This window comes from Butyrivibrio sp. CB08 (genome assembly GCF_003625485.1).
GTDB lineage: Bacteria > Bacillota > Clostridia > Lachnospirales > Lachnospiraceae > Butyrivibrio.
This window is the reverse complement of the sequence record NZ_RAIR01000009.1, coordinates 22,369-37,749: the sequence shown is the minus strand read 5'-3', so window position 1 is coordinate 37,749 and position 15,381 is coordinate 22,369. Positions and strand designations below refer to the sequence as shown.

The 15,381-nt window shown below is 45.4% G+C and carries 16 protein-coding genes and 1 pseudogene; all 17 read right to left on the bottom strand.

Annotated features, from left to right (window positions below):
* Nucleotides 1-100 precede the first annotated feature (100 nt).
* Complete coding sequence (locus D6855_RS14030) at nt 101-382, bottom strand: hypothetical protein (RefSeq protein WP_120742184.1); 282 nt, start codon at nt 380-382, stop codon at nt 101-103.
* Between the two features lie 525 nt (nt 383-907).
* Nucleotides 908-1,063 carry a hypothetical protein gene (locus D6855_RS16715; RefSeq protein WP_158589547.1) on the bottom strand — a complete coding sequence of 52 codons (156 nt, stop codon included), beginning with the start codon at nt 1,061-1,063 and terminating at the stop codon, nt 908-910.
* A gap of 185 nt (nt 1,064-1,248) precedes the next feature.
* Nucleotides 1,249-2,661, bottom strand: a complete 1,413-nt coding sequence (locus tag D6855_RS14025; RefSeq protein ID WP_120742182.1) for an NYN domain-containing protein — start codon at nt 2,659-2,661, stop codon at nt 1,249-1,251.
* 146 nt (nt 2,662-2,807) lie between these two features.
* Nucleotides 2,808-3,209 (bottom strand): single-stranded DNA-binding protein, encoded by a 402-nt coding sequence (locus D6855_RS14020; RefSeq protein ID WP_120742180.1) that lies wholly within the window; start codon nt 3,207-3,209, stop codon nt 2,808-2,810.
* Nucleotides 3,210-3,396: 187 nt separating this feature from the next.
* Nucleotides 3,397-4,773, bottom strand: a complete 1,377-nt coding sequence (locus D6855_RS14015; RefSeq protein WP_120742178.1) for a relaxase/mobilization nuclease domain-containing protein — start codon at nt 4,771-4,773, stop codon at nt 3,397-3,399.
* Between the two features lie 18 nt (nt 4,774-4,791).
* A complete protein-coding gene (locus tag D6855_RS14010; RefSeq protein ID WP_120742176.1) occupies nt 4,792-5,124 on the bottom strand; it encodes a plasmid mobilization protein in 333 nt (110 codons plus the stop codon).
* Nucleotides 5,117-5,785 (bottom strand): DUF4366 domain-containing protein, encoded by a 669-nt coding sequence (locus D6855_RS14005; protein WP_158589546.1) that lies wholly within the window; start codon nt 5,783-5,785, stop codon nt 5,117-5,119. The genes D6855_RS14010 and D6855_RS14005 overlap by 8 nt, the downstream gene beginning before the upstream one ends.
* Complete coding sequence (locus tag D6855_RS14000; RefSeq protein ID WP_120742172.1) at nt 5,769-6,089, bottom strand: DUF4315 family protein; 321 nt, start codon at nt 6,087-6,089, stop codon at nt 5,769-5,771. Before D6855_RS14000 ends, D6855_RS14005 begins: the two co-directional genes overlap by 17 nt.
* Before the next feature lie 8 nt (nt 6,090-6,097).
* Nucleotides 6,098-7,690: a C40 family peptidase gene (locus D6855_RS13995; protein WP_120742170.1), complete on the bottom strand. Its 1,593-nt coding sequence runs from the start codon at nt 7,688-7,690 to the stop codon at nt 6,098-6,100.
* Nucleotides 7,690-10,056, bottom strand: a complete 2,367-nt coding sequence (locus D6855_RS13990; protein WP_243111952.1) for a VirB4-like conjugal transfer ATPase, CD1110 family — start codon at nt 10,054-10,056, stop codon at nt 7,690-7,692. Before D6855_RS13990 ends, D6855_RS13995 begins: the two co-directional genes overlap by 1 nt.
* Entirely contained in the window at nt 10,037-10,405 is a 369-nt protein-coding gene (locus tag D6855_RS13985; RefSeq protein WP_120742168.1) for a PrgI family protein, read from the bottom strand. The genes D6855_RS13990 and D6855_RS13985 overlap by 20 nt, the downstream gene beginning before the upstream one ends.
* A gap of 9 nt (nt 10,406-10,414) precedes the next feature.
* Nucleotides 10,415-11,281, bottom strand: a complete 867-nt coding sequence (locus tag D6855_RS13980; RefSeq protein ID WP_120742166.1) for a VirB6/TrbL-like conjugal transfer protein, CD1112 family — start codon at nt 11,279-11,281, stop codon at nt 10,415-10,417.
* Between the two features lie 73 nt (nt 11,282-11,354).
* Entirely contained in the window at nt 11,355-11,567 is a 213-nt protein-coding gene (locus tag D6855_RS13975; protein ID WP_026653618.1) for a Maff2 family mobile element protein, read from the bottom strand.
* An 81-nt stretch (nt 11,568-11,648) separates the two neighbouring features.
* Nucleotides 11,649-13,229, bottom strand: a pseudogene (locus tag D6855_RS13970) (VirD4-like conjugal transfer protein, CD1115 family); the annotation flags it as partial.
* Between the two features lie 35 nt (nt 13,230-13,264).
* Complete coding sequence (locus tag D6855_RS13965) at nt 13,265-13,756, bottom strand: PcfB family protein (protein ID WP_120742165.1); 492 nt, start codon at nt 13,754-13,756, stop codon at nt 13,265-13,267.
* Between the two features lie 13 nt (nt 13,757-13,769).
* On the bottom strand, nt 13,770-14,825 hold the full coding sequence (locus tag D6855_RS13960; RefSeq protein WP_199712459.1) for a DUF5688 family protein: 1,056 nt from the start codon (nt 14,823-14,825) through the stop codon (nt 13,770-13,772).
* Between the two features lie 300 nt (nt 14,826-15,125).
* Nucleotides 15,126-15,284 carry a hypothetical protein gene (locus tag D6855_RS16710; RefSeq protein WP_158589545.1) on the bottom strand — a complete coding sequence of 53 codons (159 nt, stop codon included), beginning with the start codon at nt 15,282-15,284 and terminating at the stop codon, nt 15,126-15,128.
* Nucleotides 15,285-15,381: the final 97 nt, after the last annotated feature.

Genomic DNA, 15,381 nt, shown 5'->3' with positions numbered 1-15,381 from the left:
AAAGCTCCTCCAAAACAGTTATATCCATTATAACCCTAACAGCTCTGTTTCACCCCAAAAAAATGGACTAGGACTCTCATAAGTCCCAGCCCGAATGCCATCACAAATCTTCGTTTTCTTTAAAAACAAGACCATATTTCTTAAGATTTCTTACCATAGTATTTCCAAGATTATTCATGTGTGATAACGGTTGTCCCGCCCGATTTTTAGCATTATTCATTATTTCTATGAACTCTTCTTCCGTTTTGGACTCCACTTCACATAAATCCTTAAATCCCGCACAAATCAAAAAATGCCTATAATGTGGGTGCATAGGCATTCCATCAAATTCACAATCATTTGGTTCTGCCTGTCGTATTCTTGTTTTCTGTTCATCTGTCATTATAAAACCGCCTTCACAAGTTTTAGAAAGGAGTAGCCCGGCTGATCTCACGAAATCCCCTACCAGACCGCACACCCTGTGGCAACAAATCCTTACTATCCAGAGGATGGATCATTTCATTCAGGATCTGCATATGTCAAAACACACACGATTAAAAATCATCTCCAAAGTCGTCTCCGAAATCATCATCGAAATCGTCAACGTCATATCCGGCATAGCTTCTTATAACTAATTCTCATGCTTTACCTCACTAGAATAAATGCAAATAAACAGCACTTATTCATTTTACCATATCGAGGTATTCTATTCACTATGTTCACGTTGAATTAATGCAACTTCTTGCGATTCTTATTCAACTGGATGAAAACAGCCATAATGTCCATAATATGCTTTTTCTAATCCAGCTCCCCATCTCTCCTACAAAAATCATAGAACTCACAGGTCACGCAGAAGTGTTTACAGAACCTATTGTTATGATTTATACATTTTTTTATCCAATAGATAAGTCGTTCCATGTAAACCTCCTTAGAAAACAATTGCAAGAAAAACTCCAAAAGCTATGATTACCGCGATCACAAACTTGACCATAAACAATGCAACCCTTGCAATAATGACATCTCCCTTATCTATGGCCCTTGGATTTCTTGAACCAAACAATATGATGAATTCTTCAGGTTTCATGGATCTCACCTCACATTTCTGTCATCAAAAAATAGGCTTCGTTTCAGGTTACACTCTATTAATGCCACACGAAGAGTCCGATAAAAATGACAGCTTTGAAATGCAGTAACCATGCGACTTTTAAAAGTACACAAACAAAAAATAAGGGCAGCACCACCCGGCACTGCCCAACAAACACTCAGCTATCAACTAACCTGATATGCAATTACCACATCGCCCTCATCGCTGATCTGGAGCTTTAGCCTGTCCCTTATCTTTTGGGTGAAGGCATCTGCCTCTTCATCGCTCATGTCGATCCTGGTGCGAACCAGGGCATTCCTCATGAGTTGATTGAGGTTAATGCTCATTGCTTCCTTCAAAGAAGTCGCCAGCTCTTTCTGCAGAGCTGCGGTCTTAATATCCTCGCCGCCCTTTGTGGAGAAGTCATCGATGTAACAGTAGGTCACGCCCTTGCTGGCAAGATTCTCTCTGAGGATGTGGCTGCACTTTTTGTGCTCCATCATGATGAGGAATCTTGCACTGGGAAGTTCCTGCAGAAGGCCCCAGTAGTCAGAATCGCTGGAAACAAGGACAAAGGAATCAATCTCATTTGCATAGAACTCCCTGCAGGTCCTTGCAGTGACTTTTACATCTGCCAGGGACTTGCTTTCCTTAAGGCGCTCGATGAGGATGTACTCCACCGGAATGTTGATATAGCCCTCCAGCATATCCCAGGCAGAAGCCGCATGCACATCATCAAAGAGAATGATCTTGTCGATCTTGGAGAGTTTTTCCTCGTCCAGGCTTCTAATGGCTGCACACAAACTGTAAGGATCAGAATTCTCGCAGTCCACGATGAAGATGCACTTCCTGCTCTCCTCCAGGAATCTATATATGTCGCCCTTGGCTTTTTCATCTACATCGGAAACCCAGTTCCTGTGGGTGAAGGTATCTCCGTTCCATTCATAGAGCAAAACCACGAACCTCTTATCACAGAAGAGAATGTTGCCACAGTTCCTGGCAGGCCAGTTCATATAATGCTTGTAGGGATAAAACTCCATGTTAGCGTAGTATTCCTTGGCCGCCCGAAGGGTTCCTTCTTCAGTATCGCCATCCGGCATGATAAAGATATCAGCCAGGTACTCCCAATTGAGCCACTCCGGGAAAAGAGCTTTACAGTTATTGATGCGACTCTTGATATTCATGTTAAGTGCAATAAGAAAACGTCTGGGATCATAGAGATTTTTGTAAATATCAATGCCATCATCACTGAGCTGTTTCATGGCAATATCGGAAATATATTCCGGCATGCGCTGAATACTCCTGTCTTCCCTCAAAATCGTCTGACTGACTTTCTGGAAGGATCTTTCGAGCTGAGTCCTTAGCATGCACAGGTTCCTGATGATCCTGGCGTTCCTTTCCTCTTCCAGCTCATTAAAGATCTCTATCTTTGGCGGTTCAAACTCATTCTCAAATATCCTCTTATGTACTCCAAGAAGATATGCAACCTTAGACACAATGACATACTGCTCGCCCTCAGGAAGGCTCTTTCGTGATGCTCTGTTATTAACTACAATGGAAATATTTTTGCGTAACCCGCTTGTGTTTCTGATAACCATTTTTCTACCAACCTTTGTTTTTATTCTTCATGAAGTACCTTAATTATCCCAAGGTATACTGCCCCAAAACAGTCGCGTTTTTTGCACAAAAATAAAGGCGGCCCCGGGAGAAAAATCTCCTAAAGCCGCCCAAATCTCTTCCCTATTTAGTTAAAGGGAAGTCCCTCAAAGCCATCCGGGATATCAGCAAAACCATCGCCGGATCCGGACTCCTCATTACCACCGCCTGCAGCGTTTTTGCTCTCAGCAAATTCCAGCTGCTCAGCAATCACATCAGTAGTATAAACCGTGGAACCGTCTTTGTCGTAGTGTCCGGTCTGGATGCGACCGGTGACGAGTAACTTGACGCCTTTCTTGCCGAACTTCTCAAGAAAGTCAGCCTGGTTTTTGAAGCCAACCAGGTTAATGAAGTCAGCCTGAGCCTCCTCCCCTTCCTTCTTGAATGACCTGTTTACTGCCAGGACGCAGCGGGCCACCTTCTTGTCGGAATCAGCATTTCTGATCTCGGCATCCCTGGTGAGTCTGCCCATAAGAATAACTTTGTTCACAGCGGAAATCCTCCTTCCTATTTTTCGCGCCGTGCCGACGCGTTCGCGCATATCTACGAGGCCTAAAAGAAAGTGGCAAGCAGTGTCTTTGTGCTACAAAGTCTCTTGCCGCTTGTTGGGAGAAACCTCCCAAACCCTCTTTCTTTCGTAAAACGAAAGGCCACGCTTGCTATGCATTGCTGAAAAATCATCGAACAGGGCAGTCGATAACCCTCTTCTTTTTCTGTTCCTTGTTCTGCTTCTCCAGCTCAAGAAACATCTCGACGTTTTTCTTTGCCTGTTGGAGTTTTTTATGCTCCTCCCTGGCAAGTTTGTACTCGCGGTACCCTTTCTTCTTTCTAGCCATAAGCTCAGAAACCTCCTTACTTAAGTCTTTGACCGTTGGAAGCTTGCCCTCATGTTTATTGAAGGCTTCCTTGGCAGCTTTATGAATCGTGATTTCCTCACGATGGGCTTCATAAAACTTCTTGCTGTAACCAGCCTTGCGATAGTTTTCGTAGGTCTTCCGGGTCTTGGAGTAATTGATGATATGCTGGCGAAGCTCTTTCAGCTCAGTGATCCTACTCTCCAGTTCTTTTATTGAATCTGAAGAAGCATGAAACTCTTCTGCCTTCATATCAGCAAGTTCACACAACTTGTCATAGCTGCGAATCCCCTTTTCGTCCAAAAACAAAAGAGTATTCATGATGGCTTTGTTGTTAAACTTCTTACCCCAGTTCTCGTAGCCTTTGCCCTTACCCTGCCTGAGTTTTTCCTGAAGATTTATCAGAATGTCAAACTCACGACCAGTGCTCTTTTCCTCATTTGGAGATGTGCCTTCAAGAATGTTTTTGATATTCTCTTCGGAATACTTTTCTCCAAGGGTACGGAATCTTACGAAGTTCTTACGGTCATGTCCGCGAAGTGCAGTATGTTTACCGCGCTTCACTTCATAGCCTTCATTCATAAGAATCTGGAGCAGGGCATCAAAGTCTTTTGGATTCTGCAAAAGAGCTTTATCCACAGCTTCACGGATATTTGCCCGGTAGGATTTCTCATACCTGGGCCTTATTCCGCGATGCTTGAATGGCTCAATTACGGAAAGACCATGTTCAAGACAGATGATGTCACTGAGCCTTCTTAGGCCAATCCCGCAAAACCAGGAATCCTTGAACTTCCTGTCGCAGTCAAGGTTAACAGCGTTATAGATGATGTGGTTATGAATGTGCTCATGATCAGTGTGGGTGCAGCAGATAAAAGCGTGCTGTCCCTTTGTAAAACGCATGGCAGTTTCATAGCCGATCTGATTAGCTTCCGCAGGCGTTACTTCGCCCGGTTTGAAGGACTGGCGAATCTGATAAGCAATGATGTCGCCCTTATACTGCCTTCCGGTTTTCTGCAGATACTCTCTTTTAGCATTTGCAAATTCACTGTCGGCAATAAGGGCATTACAGGCATAGGTTGTGACATACTCCCCATCCTCTGTCTTCTCATCATCATTGATATATCTGACTCTTGCAGACATGCACTGATTAACAGTCATGCCTTTATTTACATGCATGGCAATCAGACGTGTAGCAGCCAATCCATCACCCCATTTCTGTTACTGCATGGAACCCAACTTGTCCAGAATCTCGCCCAGAAGACACAGAATCTGCTCATGTGATCTCTTCAGGTCATCTATATCAGTTTTGTAGATGCTGCCTGTCTCATTGGCGCGTCTTGCATACTGATTCAGATTGTTGCTGCAGATATGAACGAGCCTTAAGATTTCCTTGAAATCACTCATATCCATCTCGATCACATACCCTGTAAGGACAAGTTTTCGGAGGTAGGTACTAACATTGTTAATACCCACCGCCTCCATCCTGTCGTTTATAATCTGCATCTCTTCTGGTGTTACTCTGGCACGGATTGTGAAGGTGCGATTACTCATCTCCCTCTTCCTCTTCATCATCGGAATACTGGGAAAGGTAATCATCCTCTTCATCTATATAATCAGCGTCAGGATCTTCCTCCTGGACAGGCTGTTTCTTTTTGTTCTTGAGAACAAAATAACCTGCAATCGCACCTATGCCCATGATGGGAAGTGCTACCAAAAGAGGTGTAAAGTCCGTCTGCTTTTTAGGCTCAGGCTCTACTGCAACCAGCTCAGGGTCCGGCTCTTTTACCGGTTCCTCCTTAGGAGCAACTGATGCAAGGTACTCTTCCACTTCTTCATCCTCCATTAGTGAAAGGAGATCTCTCTCATCCACCATATTGAGGAAATGGACGTTTTCGTTGCCGTCATCATCCCTGTCGATAATGATGTAGAAGTAATTGCCGCTCTTGGTAACAACGGTAATGAACTGCTTGCCGCCGCACTCAAGCGTGCCGTAGTCATCAACCAGCTCCATGTTTCCATCCGGAGTAAGTGGACCGTATTCCTCAATTGGAGTATCTTCCTCCGGAGGAACAATCTCCGGCAGCTCTTCTTCTGCCTCGGCTTCAGGATCAACATGAGCAAACGCCGTAACAGGACTCATGCCAATAAAAAGAGCTGCAGCCCCCGCCACAGCCCTGGTCAAAATGGTTCTTTTGTTAAACCTCTTCATCATCGATAACCTCGCTTTCTTCGTAGTCTTCGTCATCAGAAATATCTTGAAATGACTTTTCAGCCACAAGCTCTTTTCCCGGAACATAGCCTGTTCCAGGAGCCGGGATCTGACCGGAAGCTGCCAGCTTAAGAAACTCAGAAACCTGCTCCGGTGTCAGTTTAAGGGCTCCGACTTCAGCAAGGATCTGATTGTTCTCAGCTTCCTTGAGTCTTTGCTCACACTGCTTTACCCTGCGCTCTGCTTCCAGTCGCCTCTGCCGTGCCCTTCCAAGCTCCTCACGGAGCCTGTCTATACGTTCGTACATAATACCTCCTAACCATTAATTCTGCCGTAGCACATGAAGTGGCTACGCCAGTATGCTGTGTTTATGGATGAATACTTGATGGGATTTCCGCAATGGATCATCATTCCGCTCCCCACATAAATGCCAACGTGACTCGCCCCCGGAGTATCGTAGGTGCCCTGGAAAAAGATAAGGTCGCCTGGTCTTGCGTCCGATACCGAGACCCTTGTGCATCTGGCTCTTAGTCCGTTTGCAGTAGTCCTGCCAACATTCCAGCCATTGCCACAGTGATTGATAACCCAGCAGACATACCCCGAACAGTCGAAGGAAGTACTGGGATTACTTCCGCCCCAGACATAAGGATATCCAAGATATCTTTCCGCCTCCCTCAGCATGTTGGCAAACCTTGTATCAGTAAGAGCTTCCGGAGGAACTTCATACTCATCTTCAGGATCAACTATGGCATAAATATCGTCCTCGAAAAGATACTTCCTATTACCATAGGTCTCGAGAAGAATCTCGTAACGTCCAAGAGTATCATCATCAAGCCCCCACTCTCTCACCACCGTGTCCATGGTGTTATTAACAAGGGTTGTCTTAAGGATGTAGTAATCATAAGCCTCCCCGTCCTCATCGGTCCTCTCTTCCACAATCTCTTCGATAGACAGCTCATACTGCCTTTCGAAGATTTCCTGAAGAGTCTCCTGAACTTCCGCCTCGGTGTAGTCCTCAAAGAGAACCGTCAGAAATGCTGCAAGCTGGTAAGGATTGTGACCAATGTTATCCAGTTCATACTGATATTCATCGTAGTCAGGATAATCGTCTTCAAGTTTGTCGATTGTATCCTGAAGTTCTTCTTCCAGCTCTCTATAGTCAGCTTCAACTGCAAGGATATCGACATCCTCCGCTGTGTAGCTGGTCGTCACACCTATGTTGGACATTCCCCCTGCAACAGAGCCACAGGAAGAAAAAGTACCCGCGATGAAAATGATAAGCAGCACAACTGCTACACCAATTGCTATCTCCTTGGGATGCTCTTTGATGAATTCAGCAACCTTGCCCGCAATGTCTTCTGCCTGATCAACAAAACGCCTTGAAATATTACCCACTTCATTGGCGGCTTCCTTGGCACTCTTCTTGTAGGCAGCCTCCTGCATCTCGCGCTTGATGATCTTCTTCTGGGCTTCCCTGGACCTGGGATTGGAGCCGGTTTTCTTTACGACATCTTCCTCCTTGACCTGTCTTGTATGAACATGCTCATACTGCTTCTTGCTGTAGAGCTCGGACTTGAGTTTCGTCTCGACTGCGCTTACCGCCGAGACCGCAGCACCGGCACTTTCTTCTGCACTGTTATAATCTTCATATTCTGAGGACATATCTGTTACAGAATCTGATACCTGCCCGGCACCACGTCTTACTGCCTCCCTTGTCACCTCCTCTTTACGGGCTGCCTTTCTGCCCTGTTTTCGGAGCTTCTTAAGGGCTTTTCTCTCCTCTAACGTAAGAGAATTGTCCTTTTTGCCGCTTCGGAACTTTGAGGCCATCGCCTGGGCGGCGGTGGTCTCATTCTTGAGCTTGTCCCCCATTTTACCGGGGGACTTCTTTGATCTGCCTTCATTCATCAGCACTGCTCCTTTGCTTCCTGAACTTCCTGAGGCTTCGTGGTCATGATACGGTAAAGCTCTAAGTCTTTTGGGAATCTGTCCACAAATGGCAGGATGACATTGCCATAAAACAAAAGCCCTTCACCTTCTCCCGAATGGGTCACATACGAGAGCTGATGAGGGCTGATATTGAGCTGTTTGGCAAGGATCTGTCTATCTCCAACAGCCTGATTGAGCATGTACACAAAGTCAGAGTTTTCAAAGACATTCTCTACTTCCTTGGAAGCCAGAAGGTCTTTTACATTCTGGGTTATGCCGGTCGGAATGCCGCCCCACTTACGGAATCTCTTCCAGATCTCTACTGTGTAAGCTGCAGTCTGCTCTTCTTTAAGGAGCAGATGCATTTCATCCAAGTAGTATCTTGTGGACTTTCCGGCTTCTCTGTTCGACGAGACCCTGCCCCAGACCTGATCCTGCACAACAAGCATACCGATCTTCTTGAGCTGTTTGCCCAGGTCCTTGATGTCGTAGCAGACAATTCTGTTGGTGATATCAACATTTGTCCTGTGGTTAAAGACATTAAGGGAACCTGAGACATAAATCTCAAGAGCGGTTGCTACATGCTTGGCTTCAGCTTCATCCTGCTTTAGAAGCTCTTTGTACAGATCTTCCAAAAGAGGCATATTCTCCGGAACAGGGTTCTCAAAGTACCTCTGATAGATCTGATGGATACATCTGTCGATGACGGTCTTCTCTACTGGAAGCAGTCCCTCTTTTCCGCCCACGATGAGTTCGCATAGTGACAGGATGAAATCAGCCTTCAGCATTACAGGACTGTCATCATCAGAGTAATTCATGTTGATGTCCATGGGGTTGATGTACTGGTCAGAAGTAGGGCTGATCTTGATGACCTGGCCTCCGAATCTTTCAACCAGTGGTGCGTACTCGGCCTCAGGATCTGAGATGATTATGTCATCATCTGTTACGAGAAATGCATTTGCAATCTCTCTTTTTGCCGAGAAAGATTTACCTGAGCCCGGTGTACCAAGAACAAGGCCATTAGGGTTCTTAAGCTTTTTTCTGTCAACCATGATCAGGTTGTTGGAAAGAGCATTGAGCCCATAATAAAGCGACTCATCCCCGCTCTGGAACAGTTCCTGTGTTGTGAAAGGAACAAAGATGGCTGTAGAGGAAGTAGTCATGCCTCGCTTGATATCTATGAGGTTTGTTGCTAGAGGAAGGCTGCTCATAAGAGCCTGTTCCTGCTGGAAATCAATCCTCACAAGGTTACAGTTATGCTTCTGGGCAATACTGTTAGCCTGGAAGAAGTTGTTCTCCAGCTCCTGCTCATTACTGCCGGTATTCATGATGAGAAATGTCATCAGAAACATTCGCTCATTCTGGGACTGCAGTTCCTTCAAAAGGTCTTTTGCATCCTTACCATAAGTGGCAAGATCTGAAGGAATTATATCCATGTCATAACCCGCTCTCACGGCCTTTTTCTGCTCCTCAATCTTGGAGCGGTCAAGTTCCGTGATGGTATGTTTGATGGTTTTGATGGCCTCATTCTGATTAACTGACTGGAGATGCATAGTGACCACCTGGCTTGAATCCATGCCAAGGAAATCAGCCAGCATCCTGTCACTTATATCAGAAGCCGTGATCTGAAGAAAGCTCATGCAGCCATAGGTCTCACCCATCTTGAAGGTACGGCTGCCTTTGAACTCGAAACTGCTTGGAGCAATGACATCCTTAACGGAAGCTCCTGCCCTGATGGTGTCTTTCCAGTCAAAGAAAAACTTGGCATCGCCGCCTATATGGAACTGCGCATGCATTACTTCAAGCCTATCTTTTCCGTTAAGTGTTTCTGCCACAACACCAAGACGCTTGAAGTTGTTGAGAAGGTCAACCTCAATGTGGTTCAGCCTCGGCTTTGCCACCTTGATTGACTCTGCATTTATGCCAAAGGTGAGATATTTAGTCTTGGTAAGACCGTTGTTACCTGCCTGCATCTGATGAAACAGCATATAGCTGTACTCGTCACGGACATTGTCATAGCCATCATTCTGATGTCTTATGGCAATCTTTTTTCTGAACTTCTCAGCATCTGTTGCCATGTTCAGGAATGAGATCTGAAAATGCACAGAGCTGTCAAAGAAGTTGAGGAAGCTGCACCATTCCTCAAATATCTCGGTCTGGTCTTCCTGCTGAGCCAGCTGATAGTTGATATCCTGGAACTGGATTGTCTTGGTATAGAAATTCTTGCCAACACGACAGATACCATCGGGAAACATCCTTTCAAAAGGAATGCTCTCCTGAGCTGTATATGGGATGTTGTCCTTTTTCTTTTCCCTGCGGAAAAGATTACTCTTTGCCTTTACCACGGCGCCTCCTCTCCTGCAGTGCTACCTTAGCAAGCAGATCGTAATAATTCTTGGTTTTGTAGGGGCGCTTTCTGGGTCTTTTAAACACAGCATCGATAAAATGCTCTAAATAGACCTCAAGAGGCTCCCCATTCTTTTCGTACATGGCAAGAAAAAACAGTGGCATCATGACGATCATCATGCCAAGACATGCCACTGTTGTGCTCCCGATTCTCTTTATCAGAAAGAAAGACGGAACACCTATTATTGCCGCTAGTGTAAAGCAGACAAGCTGCCTTTTGGTCAGGTTAAAATATGCCTTCGATTTCACACGGGAAAAATCGCGGGGCACACTGATATAGTTAGCCATAGCGCCTCCTTAATGTGCGTGAAGTATTGCCTTGGCAATTGATCCTGTCTTGAACAGCGTAAATGCAAGAAGCGCTGTAAAACCAAGAACCTTCCAGAGATAATCCACCACATCAGTTGTGACACTGACTGTCTGGAGCATCACTGCATAAATGCCAACACAGACCATGATCAAAAATCCCTGAAGACCAAGTGCCCACAAGGATCTAAAGTAGTTCTGTCCCATCTGGCTCTGTTCCTGATTGCCAAAGGTAGCAAAAGGAATAGGAGCAAGACTGACATACAGATATATTTCAACCATTCTGCCATTAACGATAATGAATATGATGATTGCAAGGAACTGAAGAAGAAACTGCAGGATAAATGTCTGCATGTAGATTGTCGCCAGCTCTCCCCACTCCATCGCTTCAAGATTCGACTGTATCGCCGCAAGATCTGCAGCAGTTATCGTAGTGCTTCCGGATATTATTCCTCCGCTATTTAAGATGACCCACTGGGCCACATCGAAAACAGCCATCGTAATGGTGAAGGTATTTGATATCAGTGTTACTGCCACAAAAGTCTTAAGGACCCATTTGAAGAAAACCCAGGTCTCAAAATGAGCCAGGTTATTGTGGCCTGCAACCAGTTGAATAAGCTCATAACAAGCAATAAATGTCAGGATGATTCCTGCGATTGGCATGATAATGTTCTCCGACAGGTCCCTTATCAGCCGATACACAGCCGGCATAAAACTGGACGGAGTCTGTCCTACTGTAGCCGCTATCTCACCCACCTGAGTATTCACAGAGTCAAATATATTGCCCAGGTGCTTCATAATACCCGTGATGAGAAAGTCCTTTATCCACTGCTCCATTGCCTCGATTACGGTTTCCATTCATGCCCTCCGTTAGTAAAAAGGCCGGGGATTCTACTCCCCAGCCTCCGTGTACTTCTCGACTTCTGCCAGATCAAAACAGACCTGAAAGAAGAGGTACAAGCGTTGTTCCGATGAGGGCAATACCACCTCCCGCCATCAGCTGCTTCATTCCCTGGCTCTTCGCGCCGGGGTTGTCACCGCCGTAACCTTCCATGAGGTTTACACCACCCCATATTCCAAGCCCAGCGCCAAGCGCGATTACAAGTGACTGAAGTACTGTTACTGAACTCTGAAAAAATGCCATAATTCTTAAACCCAAAAACCTTTCTACCGCTATTTTTTGTGCGGTCAGCGACTTCCCTCATAACGGGATGCCGGTCAATAGTTACATTTCCTCATCTATATCATCGACGACGTAGTACTCGTCATCTGGTTTGAGGATCATATTGTGTTGCTGCTTAAGGAACTTCTCAATATCAAAAAGATTCCTCTTGCTGTAGTCTGCTGTCAGCTTATAGTTAGGATGCTTTGTCAGATCATATTTCTTTGAAAGAAATGGTCTTACACCTCTTAGCTGAACGATACACTTGGAACCGTCCAGGACAGCAAGCTCATCGATGCTCATAAGGTCATGACCTGCCTTCTGATAATTGATACCATAGGAAGGATTCATTCCACGGGTGTCCTGAACGTTGAAAAAATCAATAGTCTCTTTTCCCAGCTGGGCATTGAGATCCTTGAGAGTTGTCTGCTCTGTACCACCAAGAAAGATCTGTGAATCCATGTTGCCGACTATAGTATCTGCATTATCCTTGTATATAGCCTTTAGCTGCGATTTTGCCTGCAGCACAAGGCACGCTGATATCTCCCTGCTTCGGATCGTTGCGACAAGCTTCTCCAGATTAGGGATCTGGCCGATGTTGGCGCACTCATCGATGAGGCACCTCACATGAACCGGAAGCCTTCCACCATAGACATCATCTGCCTTTTCACACAGAAGATTGAAAAGCTGAGTGTAGATCATTGAAATCAGAAAGTTGAAGGTAGCATCCGTGTCTGACATGATCAGGAAAAGAGCTGTCTTCTTATCCCCGATTGTATCGAGCTCAAGCTCGTCATACATCGTGATTTCTCTGACTTCAGCAATATCGAATGGGGCGAGACGGGCGCCACAGCTTATGAGTATAGATTTCATGGTCTTGCCGGCAGCAAGGCGGAACTTTTTATATTGCCTCACTGCGAAGTGCTCAGGATTCTTTTCCTCGAGCTCTTCAAACATCAGGTCGACCGCATTCTTGAACTCTTCGTCATCCTCACGGACTTCCATGGCATTAATCATCTCAAGGAGAGTAGAAAAATTCTGCTCTTCCTCAGGAGCTTCGTAATGGATATAACCAATAAGTGCCGTATAAAGAAGCCTCTCAGCTTTTTCCCAGAACGGATCATTACTGGTTCCCTCTCCCTTTGTGTTGACCACAAGGACATTTACAAGCTTCAGGATATCCTTATCGGTGTGCACATATTTGAATGGATTGAAATGCATACTTTTTGCAAAGTTGATGGTGTTGAACACCCTAACATCGTATCCATTCTTATATAGTGCATGGCCGGTCTCAGGGAGCAACTGTCCCTTGGGATCTGTTACTACATAGGATGAGTGCATCTGAAGAAGGTTAGGCTTGATAAAAAATCTGGTCTTACCGGAGCCGGAACCTCCCACTACAAGGACGTTCTTATTTCTTGCGTACTTGGGATTCTCCGGTCTGGAATTCATGGTAAGTTTTTCAGACTCAGAAAGAATGACGTTATTGAAAAAGTCGGGATCAACATAAGGAGCAATATCCTTACTATTCCCCCATCTTGCTGAGCCGTATTCTTCCCGGTGACGAAACTTCTTGCGGTTATCCCGCCTGTCCCAAATAAAAAGAACAAGCAGCATAACCGCCAGACCTATTATTCCCACAAGAGCTCTGGGATTTTGCAAAATAGTCTCATAAGTGATCATCTTACCTTCTCCTTTGCCCTGTGGATTACCTTCCTGGGAGCACTTGCCACCTTTTCCTTTAGTTTATGAAGGTGTTCTAACAGCGAAGGGCGCTGCTCCTTCATAAGCTTTTTCTGAGTATACGCACGTATAACATCAGTGATGGCATCCTGATCCTTAGCCTTAAAGAAAACAGAATATACCGGAGGCTTCTCATTAAGGTGCTTAACAACGGCAAAATCAACGCCGTACTTTCTGGCCACCTTCTGAAAATCACGAAGCTCAGTCTTGGAAACATCTACACTGGTAACACCCTGGTCCTTACGGATGAGCTGTTTGATGCGCTGCTTGCCATGCCGGTTCGTGTTGGAGGCGGAAATCTTATTCCAGCCCTTGACTACTGCCCACTTAAGGAGCTTAATCATGGTCTTGCCGGTAAGTTTTCCCGCCTTCACACACTTATGGTAAGCAAACAGATACGCCTCTTTGGATGTAGAGTCGTTTACCATGGTTTACCCTCCGTCAGATAGCTTCTCCTCCCTTGGTCTTGGGAGGTTTTGCGACATCCTCCTTCTTTGGAGCCTTGGAAACTTCCTCTTTCTTGGCTTTGAGATCTGAGATCAGAGAATCTTTCTCTTTTCCCGCAACCTCTCTTGCCTCGAACTTCTCAGCCAGCTCAAAGACCTTAGCCTGGGAATCGTAGTGATAAACACTATCCGTGAGCTTATCCTCAGGAGCTACCTGTGTAGCATTGACCTCTCTGACCATCTTCTCTAAGGAAGCACGGTCAAACTGGCCGTTGTCCTTCACAAGGAGAATTTCATGAATTGATGAAGGCAGGATGTAGAAACTGCCACCCAGCTTTTCAGCCGCCTGATCCATGAAATCCTGATAAGCAAGGATTCCAGCGCCCTGGGTCTTATCCTCAACAGTTGCAACGAAGATAGGCTCATCAGCCTTAGGTCCAAGCCCGAGCATTTCTGCCTGCTCAGCACCCATCATCTCCGCCATCACCTCAGACAGTCCCTGGATTACCGCAGGTCTTACCTCCGGAGCAATTGACATCGCATCAGCATGAAGCTGCTCTGCCGTGATACCGTAGTTATCAAGCATCTTGTTTGTCACAAGAATCGAGCTTCTTCCCTCTGAAGATGAGTCAAGAACAATACGGTAAACAATCGCCATATCCTCCATGTTCTTATGAGGAACAGTCTCAAGGAGCTCTGCATTTCTTTCTGCAGAAACAACCTCCATGGCAAGTTTGCCTTTCATCTGGCTGTAATCGGTAAGTGCCTCAAGATCAAACGCAGGATGATTATCAAGGGCATGCTCTGCAGCACTGGCAATCTGTCTGGCTATCATGTCAAATGATCTGCCATCTGAATATTCCTTGAATGCAGCATCGATGCCGATGTTCACACCAATGGCGCTGTCCTCAGGTTTAACTACCAGAGCCTCGTAGGTCTGATTCATCTTCTCAACTGTGTGAGCCTCAACTGAATACTCCCTGTCGAAGATCAACTCGAGTCTGTCCTTAACCGCTTTGGCAAGGTCTTCTTTGAATGTATCGAAATCCATTCATACACCTCTTTCTGTATAATCGAGCCGTTATAAGTGTCATGCCCTGCGGTTTTCACCACCTGGCTTCAAGGCATGAAAAAGGCACCAGTCCCACGAATGCATTTTGCACTCATGATCTGATGCCCGGTTCATGTCTTTATTCTCTTGGCCAAGAAAAAACAAGGAAGCATTTGGCTCTTGCCTGCTCCCTTGTCCATCATAATAATATCACGCCCTAAAAAGCCTTTCAATTATCACGGCGTTATCAATTTGTTTCAAAACATTATCACAGCGTTTCAGAACGTTATCATATCGTTATCATTCAAATTTGGCTTCAGCTGTATAGGATTTAAGTGTCTTTACCAACGAAACAATAACAATGTCCTTTTGATTGTCAGTAAGCTTGCTTATCGATGAGTACAATTCTTTGTCGTCCTTAGCCATCAGTATGTCTAATACCTTTTCTCCTGAAGTCATATCCAAGTCCTCACATATCTATGGTTTTGCTACTATAAATAAGGTATCACTTTGGACTTGCATTTGGTGCAAGTTTGGGAAGAATATCTTCAAATAT

Excerpts from the sequence above, each read along its gene's own strand:
- D6855_RS14025 (WP_120742182.1), bottom strand. The coding sequence starts at position 2,661 with ATGGTTATCAGAAACACAAGCGGGTTACGCAAAAATATTTCCATTGTA.
- D6855_RS16710 (WP_158589545.1), bottom strand. The coding sequence starts at position 15,284 with ATGACTTCAGGAGAAAAGGTATTAGACATACTGATGGCTAAGGACGAC.
- D6855_RS16715 (WP_158589547.1), bottom strand. The coding sequence starts at position 1,063 with ATGAAACCTGAAGAATTCATCATATTGTTTGGTTCAAGAAATCCAAGG.
- D6855_RS13985 (WP_120742168.1), bottom strand. The coding sequence starts at position 10,405 with ATGGCTAACTATATCAGTGTGCCCCGCGATTTTTCCCGTGTGAAATCG.
- D6855_RS14030 (WP_120742184.1), bottom strand. The coding sequence starts at position 382 with ATGACAGATGAACAGAAAACAAGAATACGACAGGCAGAACCAAATGAT.
- D6855_RS13995 (WP_120742170.1), bottom strand. The coding sequence starts at position 7,690 with ATGAATGAAGGCAGATCAAAGAAGTCCCCCGGTAAAATGGGGGACAAG.
- D6855_RS14000 (WP_120742172.1), bottom strand. The coding sequence starts at position 6,089 with ATGTACGAACGTATAGACAGGCTCCGTGAGGAGCTTGGAAGGGCACGG.
- D6855_RS13975 (WP_026653618.1), bottom strand. The coding sequence starts at position 11,567 with ATGGCATTTTTTCAGAGTTCAGTAACAGTACTTCAGTCACTTGTAATC.
- D6855_RS13960 (WP_199712459.1), bottom strand. The coding sequence starts at position 14,825 with ATGGATTTCGATACATTCAAAGAAGACCTTGCCAAAGCGGTTAAGGAC.
- D6855_RS14010 (WP_120742176.1), bottom strand. The coding sequence starts at position 5,124 with ATGAGTAATCGCACCTTCACAATCCGTGCCAGAGTAACACCAGAAGAG.
- D6855_RS14005 (WP_158589546.1), bottom strand. The coding sequence starts at position 5,785 with ATGATGAAGAGGTTTAACAAAAGAACCATTTTGACCAGGGCTGTGGCG.
- D6855_RS13965 (WP_120742165.1), bottom strand. The coding sequence starts at position 13,756 with ATGGTAAACGACTCTACATCCAAAGAGGCGTATCTGTTTGCTTACCAT.
- D6855_RS13980 (WP_120742166.1), bottom strand. The coding sequence starts at position 11,281 with ATGGAAACCGTAATCGAGGCAATGGAGCAGTGGATAAAGGACTTTCTC.